This window comes from Epilithonimonas sp. UC225_85, assembly GCF_042695135.1.
Classification (GTDB): domain Bacteria; phylum Bacteroidota; class Bacteroidia; order Flavobacteriales; family Weeksellaceae; genus Epilithonimonas.
Genome location: NZ_CP170547.1, coordinates 1303996 through 1319095 on the forward strand (window position 1 = coordinate 1303996; position 15100 = coordinate 1319095).

The window sequence follows — 15100 nt, forward strand, 5'->3', positions numbered from 1 at the left end:
CAATAAAATGGCACAAGACAATATAAAATTCGAACAGGGAGAAGTTCCCGTTAAAAAGAAAAGAGGTCCGGTTTTTTACATCATCTTAGCTGTTGTGATTCTGGGAGCAGCATTTTTCGGAGTGAGACAATATCAATATGGGCAAACTCACGAAGAAACCGATGATGCACAGATTGCAGCAGATGTAAGCCCTGTGATTTCCAAAGTTTCCGGTTATATCTCAGAAGTAAAAGTAAAAGATAATCAGTTCGTTAAAAAAGGAGATACTTTAGTAATCCTTGATAACAGAGATCAGACAATGGCACTTTCTCAGGCAGAAGCGGCTTTGGGAACAGCAAAAAGCAATGTAGCATCTGCACAGGCAGGTTCGCAGGCTGCAGCTTCCGGAATCAATAATTCCAGAGCAGCGGTTCAGACTGCTAATGCACAGATAGAAGCCGCAAAAGTAAACGTTTGGAGAACAGAGCAGGATATGAAGAGATATACTGAACTTGTAAAAGACCACACGATTACGCAGCAACAGTATGAGCAGGCTTCTGCCGCTTATCAGACAGCTCAGAAACAGCTTCAGGTTTTGGTCGATCAGAAAAATCAGGCCAATGTACAGACAGGTGTTGTGACTTCCCAGTCCAATGCAACTTATCAGAATATAGGTATCGCAAATTCTACTTTGAAACAAAGACAGGTAGATGTAGAAAATGCAAAACTGAATCTTTCTTACACTATTATCACGGCTAAAGAAAGTGGCTATGTTTCTAAAATTCCGGTTCAGGTAGGACAGTTCATACAAGCAGGATCGCAGTTGTTCAGTATTGTTTTGAGCAATCAGAAATGGATCGTTGCCAACTATAAAGAAACGCAGGTAGAAAAAATGGTGGAAGGCCAGAAAGTAGAGATTGAGATCGATGCTTATCCGGATCAGAAATTTGAAGGAACAATTGCTTCTTTTTCTCCTGCAACAGGATCTACATTCTCTTTGCTTCCTCCGGATAACGCAAGTGGTAACTTCGTAAAAGTGGTTCAGAGATTACCAGTGAAGATTACTTTCAATAATCTTAATGAAGACATTATGAAAAAATTACGTGTTGGGATGAATGTTCAGACCGTAGTGTCTCTTAAAAACTAAAAAATGCAAGACGATTCATTAGTAGAATATGGATTCCGCAGAATCATTATTACCATAACAGCCATTATGTGTGCGCTTTTGGAGATTGTAGATTCTACAATCGTGAATGTGGCACTTAATGAGATGAAGGGTAATCTTGGCGCAACATTGTCCGAAGTGGGCTGGGTGATTACGGCGTATGCCATTGGTAACGTGATTATCGTTCCTATGACCAGCTGGCTTTCTCAGCAGTTCGGGCGTAGAAATTACTTTGCGGCTTCTATCATCATATTTACAATCTTTTCTTTTCTCTGTGGTAATGCAGATAATATCTGGGAACTTGTGTTTTTCAGATTTATGCAGGGAGTAGGTGGTGGCGCACTTTTGGTGACCTCACAGACCATCATTACAGAATCCTATCCAGTTGAGAAAAGAAGTATGGCACAAGCCATTTATGGGCTTGGAGTTATTATCGGTCCAACTTTAGGTCCACCTTTGGGAGGTTATATTGTGGATAATTACAGCTGGCCTTATATCTTTTACATCAATATTCCTTTGGGGATCATGGCGGTATTACTGACATTGCAATTCGTGAAAAGCCCAAAATATTCCGAGAAACGTTCGGCATCAGATGTAGATTGGGCAGGTATTGGTTTGCTGGCAGTTTTCGTAGGATCATTGCAGTATATTCTGGAAAGAGGTCACGAGGACGACTGGTTCGAAAGCAAGGCTATTATAGCTTTGACCATTAGTGCGGTTGTAGGATTTATACTATTCATTTGGCGTGAACTCACATTCAAATATCCGATTGTGGAACTACGCGTCCTCAAGAACGGTAATCTGAGGATTGGTACTATTATGTCCTTTGTTTTAGGATTCGGATTGTATGGATCCACGTTCATTGTTCCGCTTTATACACAAAGTATTCTGGGTTGGACAGCCTTGCAGTCAGGTGCATTGATGATTCCCGCAGCACTCACAACCGCTTTTATGATGCCGATCATTGGGCAGCTATTAACGAGAGGAGCCAAACAACAGATTTTGGTAGCTTTAGGATTATTCATATTCTTTATTTATAGTTTTTGGGGGTATAAGATCCTGACGCCAGACACCAGTAAAGATGCCTTCTTCTGGATGCTGATCGTACGTGGAATGGGGCTTGGATTATTATTCATTCCGATCACTTCATTGTCACTCAGTACGCTGAAAGGCCAGGAGATCGGGCAGGGTGCAGCTTTTACAGGGATGATGCGTCAGTTGGGCGGATCATTCGGGATTGCAGCGATTACTACATTCATAGCAAACAGAAGCGAACTTTACAGAAGCAATCTGGTGTCACATTTAGATGTTAACAATCTTGCAGTACAGCAGAGAGTTGAAGCGCTCAAAGGCAGTTTCATTGCCAAAGGAATGTCTCCGGACAAAGCACTACAATCTGCTTATCAGATGCTGGATTTTTCAGTGACCAAGCAGGCAACGGTTTTATCCTATATGGACGTTTTCCTGTATTTGGGAATTGTATTTCTGATCTGTATTCCTTTCGTATTATTCGTAAGAGAACGCAAAGGCAAGGGCGAGAAGATCGACCTTAGCTCGGCGCATTAATATTTATTTTTAGTTATTTGTGTGAAACTCAGAATCAGAAATGGTTCTGAGTTTTTTTTGGCACTGATTTTACTGTTAATCGGTTAACTCAGATTCACTTTAAAACCGAAATTATGATGCCTCTCATTTCACAGATTATATATTTATTTCTGATCGCAATTCCTGTTTCCTGCGTTGCCTGGACAGTCACTCACGAAGAGATTTTCCGGGAACCCAGAGAATATTGTCAGAACATTTGCGGAACGGCAAAGTCACTTGTCAAAAGAAAATTTTTCTATCTCTTCACCTGCGAATATTGTTTCAGCCATTACATCAGTCTTATTTTCCTCATAATTACAGACTTCAAGCTTTTGTATCCTGATTGGCGCGGTTATATAATAGTTTTTTTTGCGCTGGTTTGGGTGGCAAACTGGTATATGAGTCTGTTCGGATACCTGCGTCAAAGCCTGAAAGTTGAAAAGATCGAAGCCAATATAAAAGACATCGACCTCAAAGAGATAAAAACCAACAAAGAAGATCAGATCCTGTAAAGCCATTTTCAGGAGCCGGGAACCTGCTGTCCACTATATCTTTTTTGGCTTCAGAAGATCTGCCTACAAACGGTGTTGCAGGAAAAGCCAAAAAAGGATGCCGTTCCCATCAGGGCTATGGGCTTCGTCATAATTTCAACTTTGTCTCAAAACATAAATTACACATCTTGATTCTTAAATCTTGTCTCTTGAATCTTTCTTAGATCCAATTCAGCTTCACTGCCATCATACAAGCTTCCGTCATATTTCCGACACGTAGTTTTTCCAGAATATTCTGCCTGTGACGGTTCACGGTATTGATGCTGATAAAAAGTAATTCGGCAATCTCCTTACTCCGTTTTCCTTCCTGGATCATCTTCAGAATTTCCTTTTCACGAACAGACAAAAATGCCGAATTCCCGTCTTCCGTCTGATGAATGACCGAGCCATTTGCGGTATTTATAATCATCCCGTGATGAAGAGAAGAGTTGAGAAAATCAAAATGATAGAGGCATAGCGCCAGTTCTACATTGCAGTCATTAGGATTTGTGAAATAGAACATTTTGTGCAGAATGGCTTTCTGAGTCACATTATCAGCAATTTTCAATCTGCTTACGACGCAATAATCTTTATGTTCTTCAAATGGAATCGCTTTAATAAACTGAAAAAACTGAAGCTCCAGCAAATGCTTCTGCAAAACATCGTCTGAATCAAGCTTTGCGAAAAGTTCTTCTTCCCAGATACTTTCAATTTTCTGAATATTTTTGTTCTGAAAAACATTCAGTTCGTCCGCCAGCTTCCCGGAATAAACATAACTTTTATTAAACTGGAGATCACTCAAAACAGCAATTCCATTTTCCAATTCAACAAAAGTCTGAGCAATTTCCTGACACTTTTTAAGTTGCAGATTATCATTGTCAGGAATAGAAGAGAATTCCTGTTGCAGGAGTTTTTCGTTGAGGTCGGACTGGATGGTTTTCATTTAAATTGGTTATAAATCAGTATTGATAAAAACAAGTCAACACTATAAATTTGCTTATTATCAAAGTAAAAATACAATGAATAATCTGAACGAAAAAGAAAAAATGCTGAGCGGGGAATTATATGATGCTACAGACGAACTTTTAATTAATGAAAGAAATCTCTGTAAAGATCTTTGTTTCGAATACAATCGTCTCCAGCCTTCAAAACTCAAGGAAAGAAAAAGTTTAATCAGAAAATTATTCGGCAAAACACAAAACAGATTTCACATAGAACAACCCTTTTACTGCGATTACGGCTACAATATTGAGATTGGCGAGAACTTCTATACCAATGTCAACGTCGTAATTCTGGACTGTGCAAAAGTGACTTTCGGTGATAATGTGATGATTGCCCCGAATTGCGGATTTTACACTGCCGGACATCCTTTCGATGTGGAGCAGCGCAACAAAGTTTTGGAATATGCCTATCCAATTACAGTCGGACATAACGTCTGGATTGGAGCAGGATGCAGTATTTTGCCAGGCGTTATGATTGGTAATAATACCGTAATCGGAGCCGGAAGTGTGGTTACAAAAGATATTCCAGCCAATGTTTTGGCGGTTGGAAATCCTTGCAAAGTCATTCGGGAACTTTAGATAAAAATAATATCTTGCAGATTTAGCAGATGTAAATGAGAAAAATCTGCACCATCAGCTAAATCTGCGAGAGCAAATATTTTCTTATTAAAAAATTAAAATGAAAAAAATAATAATATCATCAATCATAGCTTTAAGCTTATTCCAGGTTTTAAAAGCCCAGTCTCTCGAGAAAATGACCTGGTTCAACGAGCCTTCTCAATGGGAAATCAAAGACAAAAAATTGATAATGAATGTCACGCCGCAAAGTGATTACTGGCGGATCTCGCATTACGGTTTTACTGTGGATGATGCGCCATTTTATTACTCAACTTATGGTGGTGAATTTGAAACCAAAGTGAAAATCACCGGCGATTACAAAGCCCGTTTTGACCAAATGGGATTGATGCTCAGGATCGATGAGCAAAATTATATCAAAGCCGGCGTAGAATTCGTGGACGGGAAATTCAATTTGAGCACAGTTGTTACCCACAAAACCAGTGATTGGAGCGTCATAGTTTTGGAAAAAACGCCGCTATTCGTTTGGATAAAAGCTGTCAGAAGACTGGACGCTGTAGAGATATTCTATTCTTTCGATGACAAAGAATATGTGATGATGCGCAATGCTTATTTGCAGGACAACACGCCTGTACAAGTTGGATTTATGGCCGCAAGTCCGGATGGAAACGGATTCAAAGCAACTTTCGAAAATTTCTCCGTCAAACATCTTCCCGACCAGCGTCGATTGGAATGGCTGAAGAAAAATCAGAATTAATTCTAAATATTTTTGACTTTAATAATAAAAAAAACCTTTCAGGAAATGAAATCTGAAAGGTTTTTTTATTTAAAACACTGCGTTTTACTTTTTGATAAACTTATAGCTTTCGTTATCTATTTTTAAGATATAATTCCCTGTTGTAAGATTAGAAACATTGATTTCTTTATCAGAAAGTTTATTTTTAATAACAGATTTTCCTGTCATATCCACAATATCATAAGCTTTACCTACCAATGATTTATCAGTTTGTAGGTTAATCACATTTGAAGCAGGATTTGGATAGATTGATATATTATTTATTTTCTTGATTTCGTTTGTGGCAAGTAATTTTGTGTCAATTAATCTGATCATTCCGATGTTGCTGTTTGTAGTGTTTCCTGCTCCAACGCCTGCTCCGGTTAATAATAGCTTTCTGTCTTTCTGTAAAATCAGATCATAATTGCTCGAATTCTTATTCGAAAAATAGTAAGTGGTAAATATACCGGAATTGTTAAAAGTAGTATCCAATGCAAAGTTAGAATTGAACTTCAAAACCAAGCCATAGCCAATACCGCCTGTTACAGTATATCCGGTAAGAAAAAAGGTATTGTTGTCAACGATTACGATCTTTTCTATATTGTCATTACTACCGTTATCAATGTCATATCTGAAAGTTCCTTCCAATGTTCCCGCAGGACTGAATGCAACTAAGTATGCATCATTTGATCCGTTTGTGTTAGAAGTAGCGGCAATCAGTACTTTACCATTAGGAAAAACTCTCATATCTGTAGAATCTACACTGACATACTGAGAAGCAATGCCATTATTACCAAAACTGGTTACAGTTGTTCCATTCGGACTCAGCTTTTGAACATTGCCGTAATAGTTGAATGTACCATTGGGTGTAGATTCAAAACCGACATAGATGTTGTTGGCACTATCAGTGTCTATGCCTAAAGAAATAGTATAAGAGTTTGTCGTAGAACTAAGTGTCACCTTACCATCTAGACTAAAACTTGTATCGTAATTTCCATTTTTATCAATTTTTATGACGCCCATAATTCCCTGTGATGTTGTGTTTACTCTTGCGGAGCCTTCAATCAATATAGAATCATTTGGGAGAACTTTGATATAATCAAATCTGTTCTGATAAGTGGTAACGAACAACTCCAATACGCCGCCATTTCCAAACGTAGTATCCGGAGTACCGTTTGCACTATATTTATAAATATAACTTTTTGTAGAATTGTTGACCAGAACCAAAATGCTGCCATCTGATAAGTTAGCCAGATCGCTGATGTTAAAGTTGCTTACCGTCATTACGACTCTCGTTCCCGAGTTGGCAAAAGCAGTATCCAGCGTTCCATTCAAATTATATCTGCTGATGCTTGCATTTCCGCTTACAGATATCAATTTATTATCAATATTTTGGATGGTTTTGTATTGTACAGTACCAAAACCAACATTGTATGTATATTGTGCGGGATTGGTTGTAAATAATCTTCCATTACTACCAAAAGATGCATCATAAGCTACATTAGCCTGCGCAAAAATTAAGGCATTAATAAAAAGAAATAGAAATGAAAAATGTTTCATGATTGTTTAGGATTTTTTTTAGTGCGCAAATATATAGTAACATTTGAGGCTTCTAATATGATCTAAATCATTTTTCTTATAATCCGAAAAGAATATTAAAAGCCTTCTTACCCAATCAAATCCAAAAATTCCTGCTCATCCAAAATTGTAATACTTCCAATATCTTGTGCTTTCTTCAATTTACTTCCGGCTTTTTCGCCAACTACCAAATAATTCAGATTTTTAGAAACTGCCGAAATATTTTTCCCGCCGTGTTTTTCGACCATTTCCTCAGCAGATTCTCTTGTGAACAGTGATAGTTTTCCGGTGAACAGAAATGTTTTTCCGTCTAAAGCGTTGGATAAAACTTCATTCGTGTTTTCGCCTTTTTCCAATTGAACGCCGTAAGATTTTAACCGTTCTAGCATCAGAATATTTTCAGGATTATTAAAGAAATCGACAATGCTGACCGCAATTTTTCCACCGATATCTTCGACCTGACAAAGTTCTTCCAAAGTTGCTTTTTTCAAATCATCAATCGTATTGAAGTTTTTTACCAATTTCTTGGCAACCGTTTCTCCAACGTGTTTTATTCCGATTCCAAACAGGACTTTCTCAAACGGAATTTCTTTCGATTTTTCAATCCCGTCGATAATATTCTGAGCCGATTTTTCAGCCATTCTTTCTAAAGGAAGAATTTGCTCTTTTGTTAAAGCATAGAAATCTGCAGGATTTTCAATCAGTTTTTCTCTGTAAAGTTGTTCGATCGTTTCACCACCCAGATTCTCAATATTCAGGGCTTTTCTGGAAACATAATGGATCATTCTCCCCACAACTTGCGGCGGACAATGCAGATAATTCAAACAAAAATGAATGGCCTGATCTTCGATTTTCACTAGTTCGGTTCCACATTCCGGACAAGATTTAATGTATTCAATTTCCTTACTTTCAGACGTCCTTTTTTCTGTGTTTACGCCGACAATCTTAGGAATGATCTCTCCGCCTTTTTCTACAAAAACAAAATCATGCTCGTGCAGATCAAGTTTTTTGATGATATCTTCGTTATGGAGAGAAGCGCGTTTTACAACCGTTCCTGCCAGCAAAACCGGTTTCAGATTAGCAACAGGCGTTATTGCGCCGGTTCTTCCGACTTGGTAAGAGACACTCTGCAATTCTGTTTCTACTTTTTCAGCTTTGAATTTGTAAGCCATGGCCCAACGCGGAGATTTCGCCGTGTAACCAAGCTGTCTCTGTTGTTTCAATGAGTTGACTTTCAATACAATTCCATCGATTTCAAAAGGTAGTTCGTGGCGTTCTACATCCCAGAAATTAATAAATTCTTTTATTTCATCAAGATTCTTGCAAAGTTTTGCCTGGTCTGAGATTGTAAAACCCCAATCGTGCGCTTTGTGAAGCAATTCCCAATGGCTTTCTGCCGGAACTTCCTGAGAAACGAATTGGTACAAAACTGATGACAGCCTGCGTTTTCTCACTTCGCCGCTATCCTGCATTTTCAGACTTCCGCTTGCTGTATTTCTTGGATTCATAAAAGGATCCAGACCTTCTTCTTCACGCAGTTTATTGATTTTGTCGAAGTTTTTTCTGGTTAAATAAATTTCGCCCCGCATAAAAAAACGTTCCGGGAAATCACCTTTCAAAATAATCGGAATGTCTGAAATAGTCCGGACGTTTGAAGTGATTTCGTCGCCCTGAAAACCGTCGCCACGAGTGACAGCCTGAACTAATTTTCCATTTTCATAAAGGATAGAAATAGAGGCGCCGTCATATTTCAACTCAGCAACAAATTCCACAGGCTCATCAATGGTTTTGATAATTCGTTTTTCCCAGTCTGCCAAATCATCAAAATCATAAGAATTGTCCAGAGAATACATCCTGAACTGATGCTGAACAGTCGGGAAATTTTTCGTGATTCCGCCACCAACACGGACAGTCGGAGAATTGTCGTCGTAAAATTCAGGATATTGAGCTTCAAGATCCTGAAGTTCTTTTAATAATAGATCAAATTCAAGGTCAGAGATGCTCGGCTCATCCATCAGATAATAGTTTTCGTTATGCTGGTTGAGTTCTTTGCGGAGTCGTTCTATCTTTTGCTGAATGTTTTCGGACATCGGGGGAAATTATTTAAAGCAAAAATAACCAAAACAACCAAACCTTTGAAAATAAAATAAGTAATTTGGTCACTCAAAAATTTTATTAATGAAGAAAGTATTTTCTTGTCTAAGCCTTATCACAACTATGATTCTCAACGCTCAAACTCAGATCATTGCACACAGAGGTTTTTGGCAGACCGATCCGCCGACTACTGAAAATTCGATTCAGTCATTGAAAAATGCGCAAAATTTAAAAATCTATGGTGCCGAATTCGATGTGAGAATGTCAAAAGATGGTGTTCTGGTTATCAACCACGATGAGCATCACGGAACAATGCAAATTTCTGAAACCGATTTTAAAGAATTAGCAAAACTGAAGCTTTCCAACGGCGAAAAATATCCTACACTGAAAGATTATCTTAAACAAGGAAAGAAAGATAAAGGACTGAAATTAATCATTGAAATAAAACCGGCAAAAACACCTGAACTTGAAAATGAGATCGTCAAGAAAACGATCCAAACAGTAACAGAATTGAAGCTGGATTCTCAGAGTGAATTCATTTCATTCAGCCTGAATGTCTGTAAAGAAATCAAGAAAGTTGAACCGAAATTCAAAGTACAATATCTTGAAGGCAATCTTTCGCCGCAACAAATAAAAGCGGAAGGATTGGGCGGAATCGATTACCATTACAGCGTTTTCGAAAAGAATCCGACATGGATTGCAGAAGCCAATTCGTTAGGATTGATTACCAATTCCTGGACGGTGAATGATATTGAAGTTTATAAAAAACTGAAAGAACAAGGTCTCGGATTTGTAACCACCAATGTTCCTGACAAGCTGAAAGGTAAATAAGGAATTTTATTTTTATGCACTTCGAGAGCCTCAGTGTGACAACGCGAATACAACTGTTTGTCAGTCTGATTCTCTCGAAGACTATTTATGGACTTTCAACTCAAAGTTGTCAGTCTGAGGCTCTCGAAGACTCTTTATAGACTTACCAAATGATAAGATTTCATTAAATCTAAAAGCAATGCTTCGTTTTTAAACAATCGTTTGGTAAATTTGCACCTGTAAAATAAGTACAATGAATTTAAAAGGAAAAAATGCCATCATAACAGGCGGCGGAAGAGGACTTGGAAAAGCGGTTGCTACAATCCTTGCCAATGAAGGCGTGAATGTTGGCATCACGGGAAGAAACGAAAATTATCTAAAAATAGCAGCAAACGAACTGAAAGCAACAGGCGTGAAAGTAGCTTACGCCGTTTTCAGTGTTGATAATGAACTGGAAGTAAAAGCCGGAGTAGAATCTCTTGCCAATCAATTGGGAGACATAGATATTCTGGTCAATAATGCTGGAATCGGTGACTTTGGAAGTATTGAAGAAATGCCTTCTGAAACCTGGGAGCAGGTTATCAAAACCAATCTTTTCGGCGTTTATTATGTTGCGAAAGCAGTTTATCCTTATTTGAAAGAAAAAGGTCAGGGCGATATCGTAAATGTAGCTTCTACAGCAGGTTTGAAAGGCGGACCGAATATGTCAGCTTATGCAGCGTCTAAGGCAGCAGTAGTTTCATTATCACAATCGATGATGGCAGAATGGCGAAAGGAAAATATCCGCGTCATTACGCTGACGCCGAGTACAATTGCTTCTGATATGAGCATCAACGGTGGTTTGACAGACGGAAACCCGGATAAAGTGCTTCAGCCGGAAGACTTCGCAGAATGGGTGAGAGATATTCTGAAAATGAATAGACGTGCATTGATTGCCAATGGTTCTATTTTCTCTACGAATCCTTAAGATTATTATTAAAAATATGAACGGTTCTACACTACTTGTGGAGCCGTTTTTTATGGAATTAATCTTTCCTTTTCAAAACCTTTCCCCTTGGTTCATTGCCTTCATAGAGTGCAATTTCGGAATGCAGAAATTGTGCGGCTGCCGCAGAATCTTCTACTTTAACAGAACTTCTTTCTATCATTTCTGATTCAAAGTCTGATAAAACACTTTTTCTGATTCCCGCTGTTCGCCATTGCGATTGTGGTCTACATTTTTTTGAAATTTCACGAGCTAAAGATAACGCATCCAGCAAAGCCTGATTGGCGCCCTGGCCTTTGAAGGGACTCATTGGATGAGCCGCATCACCGATTAAGGTTGCTTTTCCGAAGTTTTTCAATAGTTCTGGCGAGAGCAATGCACGGTCATAAACGGGATATCCGGAAACCTGAGCTGCCAGAGTTGTGCTAATAATTTCGGGAATTGGTGAATGCCAGTTTGTTCTTCGGATGGCTTCTTTCTTCAGTGCTTCGGAACCTTTAGAACTTAGATTTTTAGCTTCTTCTTCGGACATCGGAAAACTCAATTGCCACATCACGGAATCGGCGTCGAATGGCATCATATAAATCCGTTCATTGCCATTAGCAGTCTGAAAAACCGTTGCCGAATCTAAGAGCGGACTGTCAATATTTTCTAATGCACTCAATGGGCAAATACCCAAAATCACAATGCAGTCAAGATAGCGCAAAGGTGAAATATCTTCGCCAATCAATAGATTACGGACAACACTTCGGATGCCGTCTGCGCCGATTACAAGATCTGCTTTTGCCGTTCTGGATTCGCCGTTGACTTGGAAGCTGAGGTCAATTTTACCCTCTTTATTTTTATTAAAGTCAATCAGCTGGTGTCCCCATTTTATCTTATCATTTCCGCCCAATTGTTCAATTAATGCAGAACGAAGCGATTGTCTGGCGATATGAATATTGGTTTTTTTAGGCGCTTGTTGCTGTGAGTTTTGTAGCCATTTTCTCATTCCCCATTCGGCAATCACTTTCCCGTCCGTCGTTTGAACCAGATGTCTTGTGGAGACTACACCTTTGTCTAAATTGAAAATACCGAAACCTTCAATCGCCTTGCTGGCCTGCTGCAAGGTAAGTCCGTAGCCTTGAGATCTTTCATTAAAACTATTGTCGCGTTCGTAAATCGTAAAGGGAATCCCACGATGCAGGCAAGCCACTGCAAGCGCAACGCCGCCAATTCCGCCGCCGATGATGGCGACGTGAGGGAAATTATCGGTATCTAGAATGGGATTATTTTCTGCGGGAATTAATCCTGACCCAGAGCAAATAGGACAAGTATATAAATGCGCTTCCGGACGAACAGGCACGGTTCCTTCGCCATTTGTTTTCTCAAAAAGTTCCAGTTCAGATTGATAGCGGAGCCTCAGGCTTTTTTTGATTCTCCTCTTTTTCTTTCCGAGACCCAGACATTCTTTGCAGATTGTAAAACAAGGTGTTTTGGTTTGCATTTTATGGACTTCCTGTAATAAAAATTTATTTAAATAATCATCGTAAGCTGAATTCTTTTCCGCGCTTCATCTACTTCTACGACTTTTACCTGAACGTGTTGATGCAATTTTACCACTTCATTCACGTCGGATATAAAACCTTCTTTCAGCTGGGAAATATGAACCAATCCGCTTTCCTTGATGCCCAGATCTACGAAGCATCCGAAAGCCGTAATATTGTTGACGATACCAGGTAAGATCATTCCGGGTTTGAGGTTTTTTATTGATTTCACATTCGGGTCAAACTCGAAGACTTTCGCTGCCTTTCTTGGGTCTAATCCCGGTTTTTCGAGTTCTTTCAAAATGTCTTTGATTCCCAGGATTCCGATCTCAGGCGTGGTATATTTTTCAGGATTAATGAGCGCTATTTTCTCTTTGTTTGAGATTAATTCTTCCGTTTTAAGACCAAGATCTTTCGCCATTTTTTCGATGGTTTTATAGGCTTCCGGATGTACTGCAGAATTATCCAAAGGATTCTTAGCATTCTTAATTCTTACAAAAGCAGCTGCCTGTTGATATGCTTTTTCGCCAAGTCGAGGGACTTTTTTAAGTTCTTTTCTTTCCGTGAATGCACCATTTTCTGTTCGGTAATTCACGATGTTTTCTGCCATTTTTTCTCCGATGCCGGACACATAACTTAAAAGAGATTTGCTGGCTGTATTTAAATTAATTCCGACTGAGTTTACAGAACGGATTACGGTATTATCTAATTCTTCTTTCAGTTTGGTCTGATCCACATCGTGCTGATATTGTCCTACGCCAATGGATTTAGCATCTATCTTCACGAGTTCTGCCAAAGGATCTGCCAATCGTCGCCCGATGGAAACTGCACCACGAACGGTGACATCATAATTCGGAAATTCGTCTCTTGCAATTTTACTTGCCGAATAGATAGATGCTCCAGCTTCTGAAACGACAAAAACCTGAATCGGTTTATCAAATGCAATTTTCTTAATAAAGAATTCGGTTTCTCTACCAGCGGTTCCGTTACCGATAGAAATGGCCTGGATATTATAGGCATTCACCATCGAGCGGATTTTCTTCATCGCCATTCCGGTTTCGTTTTGTGGTGCGTGCGGATAGATGGTTTCGTTGTTCAGAAGGTCACCTTTTTCATCAAGACAAACCACTTTACAACCGGTTCTAAAGCCTGGGTCAATCGCCAAAATTCTTTTTTCTCCCAACGGTGAAGCTAACAACAATTGCTGGAGATTCTCAGAGAAGACCTCAATCGCTTTGATATCTGCTTTTTCTTTCGCTTCCTGCAAAGCTTCGTTGGAAATAGCAGGTTCCAATAATCGTTTATAAGAATCTGCGATGGCAAGTTGTATTTGCTTTGTGGTTGAGTTGTTGCTTTTAATAACTGCGTTTTCCATCATTTCCAACGCTTCATCTTTTTCTATATCGATGGAAACTTTTACAAAACCTTCATTTTCTGCACGCAGCATTGCCAGTAATCTGTGACTTGGGATTCTGTTCAGCGCTTCCTGCCAATCGAAGTATTGGGAGAATTTCTGTGCAGCTTCATCTTCTTTTTTAGCTTTCACTACTTTAGAAGTAATAACTGCTTTTCTCTGGAATAATCTTCTGATGTTTTTACGGATGTACAGATTTTCATTGATCCATTCTGCCATAATATCCCTTGCGCCCTGCAAGGCTTCTGCTTCATCTGCCACATCTTTATTCAGATATTTTGAAGCGAGAAATTCCACATCGTCATTTCTCTGGCTCATAATGATCTTCGCCAAAGGTTCCAGGCCTTTTTCTCTTGCCGAATCAGCTTTGGTTTTCTTGCGTTTTTTATAAGGGAGATAGAGATCTTCCAACTCCTGAAGATCAAAACTCTGTTCTATTTTTTGGTTAAGTTCAGAAGTTAAAGCATTTTGTTCTTCGATGGATTTCAGGATGCTTTCTTTCCTTTTGGTGATTTCGTCGTATTGCTTGTTCAGCTTGTAGATATTCTCGATCGCCACCTCATCCAGGTTTCCTGTCCGGTCTTTTCTGTAACGTGCAATGAAGGGTATGGTGCAGTCTTCGGATAAAAGCTGTAGCGTGCTTTCTATGCTTTTAAATGAAATATTGAGCTGTTTTTGTATAAATTCTGAAGAAGTCATTTCTAGGTTTTGAAAAGCGAAAATAGTGTTTTGAAATTAAAAACACAGGTAGCAACAACCCGAAATTTCCAAAAGAAACTTAGTGGATTGTTTTAAATGACTTGTATTAAAGAATATTAATTATGAGTTAAACCTGAGCTAAGGAATCCAATCTAATCGCAAAGTTTTTATAAGTTTAAAGTTTCCAAAGCATCAATAAAATTGATATTGTATGAAGTATTGAATTTTTTAAAAAGTTTTTAAATCAACTTGTTGATTCTTTGGCTTCTTCGTCGTTCTTTTTTCTTACAAGACCTTTGCGATAATATTTAATTTCCGGAAAATATTAAATAACACCCGTTGCTTTATTCATCATCCATTTCCTTTTCTTTCCTCAATAAAGCA

12 protein-coding genes are annotated in these 15100 nt (G+C 38.8%); 7 read left to right on the plus strand and 5 right to left on the minus strand.

From position 1 onward, the window contains the following. Positions 1-7: 7 nt before the first annotated feature. The 3 genes from ACFJGY_RS06200 to ACFJGY_RS06210 all read left to right on the plus strand — a co-directional run bounded on the left by ACFJGY_RS06200 (position 8) and on the right by ACFJGY_RS06210 (position 3240). The gene (locus tag ACFJGY_RS06200; protein ID WP_379969163.1) at positions 8-1126 is read left to right on the plus strand and encodes an HlyD family secretion protein; all 1119 of its coding nucleotides are present in this window, start codon (positions 8-10) and stop codon (positions 1124-1126) included. Between the two features lie 3 nt (positions 1127-1129). Next, positions 1130-2710 (plus strand): DHA2 family efflux MFS transporter permease subunit, encoded by a 1581-nt coding sequence (locus tag ACFJGY_RS06205; RefSeq protein ID WP_379969165.1) that lies wholly within the window; start codon positions 1130-1132, stop codon positions 2708-2710. A 113-nt stretch (positions 2711-2823) separates the two neighbouring features. Next, positions 2824-3240, plus strand: coding sequence for a hypothetical protein (locus ACFJGY_RS06210; RefSeq protein ID WP_379969167.1), 417 nt, complete (start codon positions 2824-2826; stop codon positions 3238-3240). A 199-nt stretch (positions 3241-3439) separates the two neighbouring features. On the opposite strand, the gene ACFJGY_RS06215 is transcribed toward ACFJGY_RS06210, so the two are convergent. Further along, entirely contained in the window at positions 3440-4201 is a 762-nt protein-coding gene (locus ACFJGY_RS06215; protein ID WP_379969169.1) for a response regulator transcription factor, read from the minus strand. A gap of 76 nt (positions 4202-4277) precedes the next feature. On the opposite strand from ACFJGY_RS06215, the gene ACFJGY_RS06220 reads away from it, so the two are divergent. Next, entirely contained in the window at positions 4278-4838 is a 561-nt protein-coding gene (locus tag ACFJGY_RS06220; protein ID WP_379969171.1) for a sugar O-acetyltransferase, read from the plus strand. A 100-nt stretch (positions 4839-4938) separates the two neighbouring features. Beyond that, positions 4939-5592 (plus strand): DUF1349 domain-containing protein, encoded by a 654-nt coding sequence (locus ACFJGY_RS06225; RefSeq protein ID WP_379969173.1) that lies wholly within the window; start codon positions 4939-4941, stop codon positions 5590-5592. An 84-nt stretch (positions 5593-5676) separates the two neighbouring features. On the opposite strand, the gene ACFJGY_RS06230 is transcribed toward ACFJGY_RS06225, so the two are convergent. Together ACFJGY_RS06230 and ligA are read right to left on the minus strand one after the other, a co-directional pair. After that, entirely contained in the window at positions 5677-7170 is a 1494-nt protein-coding gene (locus tag ACFJGY_RS06230; protein WP_379969175.1) for a T9SS type A sorting domain-containing protein, read from the minus strand. 107 nt (positions 7171-7277) lie between these two features. Next, complete coding sequence (gene ligA, locus ACFJGY_RS06235; RefSeq protein ID WP_379969178.1) at positions 7278-9278, minus strand: NAD-dependent DNA ligase LigA; 2001 nt, start codon at positions 9276-9278, stop codon at positions 7278-7280. Positions 9279-9366: 88 nt separating this feature from the next. Between ligA and ACFJGY_RS06240 the strand changes: the two genes are divergently transcribed. Next, on the plus strand, positions 9367-10113 hold the full coding sequence (locus ACFJGY_RS06240) for a glycerophosphodiester phosphodiesterase family protein (RefSeq protein ID WP_379969180.1): 747 nt from the start codon (positions 9367-9369) through the stop codon (positions 10111-10113). A 232-nt stretch (positions 10114-10345) separates the two neighbouring features. After that, on the plus strand, positions 10346-11059 hold the full coding sequence (locus tag ACFJGY_RS06245; protein WP_379969182.1) for a 3-ketoacyl-ACP reductase: 714 nt from the start codon (positions 10346-10348) through the stop codon (positions 11057-11059). Positions 11060-11117: 58 nt separating this feature from the next. Here the strand turns inward: ACFJGY_RS06245 and ACFJGY_RS06250 are convergent, their stop codons facing one another. Further along, entirely contained in the window at positions 11118-12563 is a 1446-nt protein-coding gene (locus ACFJGY_RS06250) for an FAD-dependent oxidoreductase (protein ID WP_379969184.1), read from the minus strand. Between the two features lie 29 nt (positions 12564-12592). After that, on the minus strand, positions 12593-14716 hold the full coding sequence (locus ACFJGY_RS06255) for a Tex family protein (protein ID WP_379969186.1): 2124 nt from the start codon (positions 14714-14716) through the stop codon (positions 12593-12595). Positions 14717-15100 lie beyond the last annotated feature (384 nt).

What these genes read in the sequence shown, in the direction of transcription:
- ACFJGY_RS06245 (WP_379969182.1), top strand. Translation starts at nt 10,346, where the DNA reads ATGAATTTAAAAGGAAAAAATGCCATCATAACAGGCGGCGGAAGAGGA.
- ACFJGY_RS06240 (WP_379969180.1), top strand. Translation starts at nt 9,367, where the DNA reads ATGAAGAAAGTATTTTCTTGTCTAAGCCTTATCACAACTATGATTCTC.
- ACFJGY_RS06220 (WP_379969171.1), top strand. Translation starts at nt 4,278, where the DNA reads ATGAATAATCTGAACGAAAAAGAAAAAATGCTGAGCGGGGAATTATAT.
- ACFJGY_RS06205 (WP_379969165.1), top strand. Translation starts at nt 1,130, where the DNA reads ATGCAAGACGATTCATTAGTAGAATATGGATTCCGCAGAATCATTATT.
- ACFJGY_RS06210 (WP_379969167.1), top strand. Translation starts at nt 2,824, where the DNA reads ATGATGCCTCTCATTTCACAGATTATATATTTATTTCTGATCGCAATT.
- ligA (WP_379969178.1), bottom strand. Translation starts at nt 9,278, where the DNA reads ATGTCCGAAAACATTCAGCAAAAGATAGAACGACTCCGCAAAGAACTC.
- ACFJGY_RS06230 (WP_379969175.1), bottom strand. Translation starts at nt 7,170, where the DNA reads ATGAAACATTTTTCATTTCTATTTCTTTTTATTAATGCCTTAATTTTT.
- ACFJGY_RS06200 (WP_379969163.1), top strand. Translation starts at nt 8, where the DNA reads ATGGCACAAGACAATATAAAATTCGAACAGGGAGAAGTTCCCGTTAAA.
- ACFJGY_RS06255 (WP_379969186.1), bottom strand. Translation starts at nt 14,716, where the DNA reads ATGACTTCTTCAGAATTTATACAAAAACAGCTCAATATTTCATTTAAA.
- ACFJGY_RS06225 (WP_379969173.1), top strand. Translation starts at nt 4,939, where the DNA reads ATGAAAAAAATAATAATATCATCAATCATAGCTTTAAGCTTATTCCAG.
- ACFJGY_RS06215 (WP_379969169.1), bottom strand. Translation starts at nt 4,201, where the DNA reads ATGAAAACCATCCAGTCCGACCTCAACGAAAAACTCCTGCAACAGGAA.
- ACFJGY_RS06250 (WP_379969184.1), bottom strand. Translation starts at nt 12,563, where the DNA reads ATGCAAACCAAAACACCTTGTTTTACAATCTGCAAAGAATGTCTGGGT.